Origin of the sequence: Succinivibrio sp. (assembly GCF_045124615.1) — a bacterium.
Classification (GTDB): Bacteria; Pseudomonadota; Gammaproteobacteria; order Enterobacterales; family Succinivibrionaceae; genus Succinivibrio; species Succinivibrio faecicola.
Genome location: NZ_JBGVMC010000040.1, coordinates 1 through 2,117, shown reverse-complemented (window position 1 = coordinate 2,117; position 2,117 = coordinate 1). Strand labels below are relative to the sequence as shown.

The 2,117-nt window shown below is 36.0% G+C and carries 4 protein-coding genes; all 4 read right to left on the bottom strand.

Annotated elements, in window-relative coordinates:
• Nucleotides 1–167 (bottom strand): aminotransferase class V-fold PLP-dependent enzyme (locus tag ACJML3_RS00975; protein ID WP_406019832.1); only part of this gene is annotated, 167 nt, incomplete at its 3' end.
• Between the two features lie 12 nt (nt 168–179).
• Complete coding sequence (gene nifU, locus ACJML3_RS00970) at nt 180–1,130, bottom strand: Fe-S cluster assembly protein NifU (protein ID WP_219937780.1); 951 nt, start codon at nt 1,128–1,130, stop codon at nt 180–182.
• An 11-nt stretch (nt 1,131–1,141) separates the two neighbouring features.
• Complete coding sequence (locus ACJML3_RS00965) at nt 1,142–1,603, bottom strand: Lrp/AsnC family transcriptional regulator (protein WP_406019829.1); 462 nt, start codon at nt 1,601–1,603, stop codon at nt 1,142–1,144.
• Nucleotides 1,604–1,738: 135 nt separating this feature from the next.
• Nucleotides 1,739–2,117: HAD-IC family P-type ATPase (locus ACJML3_RS00960; RefSeq protein ID WP_406019827.1), on the bottom strand; the 379-nt coding region annotated here is incomplete at its 5' end.

Genomic DNA, 2,117 nt, shown 5'->3' with positions numbered 1-2,117 from the left:
GCTCTTGCAATAGCCTTTTCAACAGGTACACCATAGCCGTGCTGTGATGAGGCATTACCAAAATATACGCGTAAATAAGGCTCCATTGCCTCAATTACTTTAGGATCAATCTGTGTTGTGGCATTGTTATCAAGGTAGGTGCCACCTAAACCTACACCTAAATCCATTGTATTCATATACTACCTTACAGTTAAGCTGATCAGACGACCTGTTTTATCTGACAGTTTCTGCTTTAAAAAGCCTACTGTCATTTCCTTTAACATGCCATTTGAAATACTGCCAGAGAACTCAACACTTACATCTGCACCAGCAATTGACAGTAATTTGATAGCAGAACCGTCAGTAAAGCCTTTAACAATTTCATCAATAACCTCATTTACGTCGTTGTAAATTGGTGATGATTTTGTCTTTTCATCAATTGAGCTTTGAACAGCCTTGGTTGCTGCACTTGCAGAGGTTACAGTATTTAATGATGAGAATGAGCTGTTGTTTGCAGTGCTGATTGTAATTGATGGAATAGGTGTTGGAACATGGCCAGGACGAGGCACACCACATTTTTCAAGATCAACCCAGACATCATCAATAATCTCTTCAATTCTCATCTTGCAGCTTGAACAGCCACCACCAGCCTTTGTATAGTTGGTAACTTCTTCAACTGTTGTCAGATGATTTTCCCAAACAGCTTTTTTAATCTTGTTGATACCAACACCAAAGCAGTGGCAAATAAGCTCACCGTCATCATGAGAATTTTCATATGACTGACCATGATAATTTGCAATAGCAGCATCTAATGCTTCTCTGCCCATAACTGAACAGTGCATTTTCTCAGGAGGAAGACCACCTAGATAATCTACGATATCCTGATTTGAAATCTTTTCAGCCTCTTTTAAAGATTTACCTTTTAACATTTCTGTTAGTGCTGATGATGAAGCAATAGCGGAACCACAGCCATATGTCTGGAATGCAGCATCTTCAATTACCTCAGTTGCAGGATCGATTTTTAACATCAGACGCAAAGCATCTCCACAGATAATAGATCCTACATCACCAACAGCATTGGCATCTTCAATAACACGTGCATTACGTGGATTTAAAAAGTGATCTTTAACTTTATCAGAATAATCCCACATAAAAATATCCTCTATTTATCAAAATCTGAAAAAGAAAGAGAGCTTCTATCCTCTATTTCTCTTTTTAAAATCAGCTCTACTTTGCACTTACCATAGTTTGTCTGAAGGTTGGTTACAAAGTTATTGAGTTTTGCAGTATTCTCAAATGAAGCCTTAATTATATATGAATAATCAGATGCAATCTTATAAAGTGAATTTACACAAAGAAGGCTTCTTGCATATTCTAAAAATTTATCCTCATCAGCATTTGTCACCTGAACATAGATTAGAGCTTCTAAGGATAGAGCAAAAACCTGAGAACTGATTTTCGCTCCATAACTTTCAATAATCTTTAGATCTTCAAGACGCTTGACTCTGCTGCCAACAGCTGGAGCTGACAGTCCAACCTTTGAAGCTATATCTCGAAGTGACTTTCTTCCATCCTCTCTTAATACTGACAGGATCTGAATATCTGCTGTATCTAAATTAACCATATTTTTCTCACAATACTGTGCAAACAAATGATAACTTATTTAATAAAAATGTGAATACAGATGAGAAATATAATTATCCAATATATTAGACTAATATCTAATATATTGGATTGACAAGATAAAATCAAAATAGTTCTATCTGAATGTCAGAGCTCGCATTGCATTGAGAACCGCCAGTATCAGCACTCCGACATCTGCAAAAATTGCACTGTATATATTTGCAAATCCAAAAGCACCTAAAAATAGCACCATGAACTTTATGAATATGACAAAAGCAATATTGAATACTGCAGTTTTGTAAATTCTCTTTGAAATTACAAAGCACTTTCTTACGCTTTCAAGAGAATCATTCATAACAATGATATCCGCGCTCTCAACTGACAGAGCAGATCCTTTCTTTCCCATAACAAAGCTTACATCTGACAGATTTATTACAGGAGCATCATTTAAACCATCTCCGCAGAAAGCTACTATATGATTTTGCTCTTTAATTTTCTTAAATACTTCAACTTTT

Coding starts and splice junctions, on each gene's coding strand:
- nifU (WP_219937780.1), bottom strand. CDS start 1,130: ATGTGGGATTATTCTGATAAAGTTAAAGATCACTTTTTAAATCCACGT.
- ACJML3_RS00965 (WP_406019829.1), bottom strand. CDS start 1,603: ATGGTTAATTTAGATACAGCAGATATTCAGATCCTGTCAGTATTAAGA.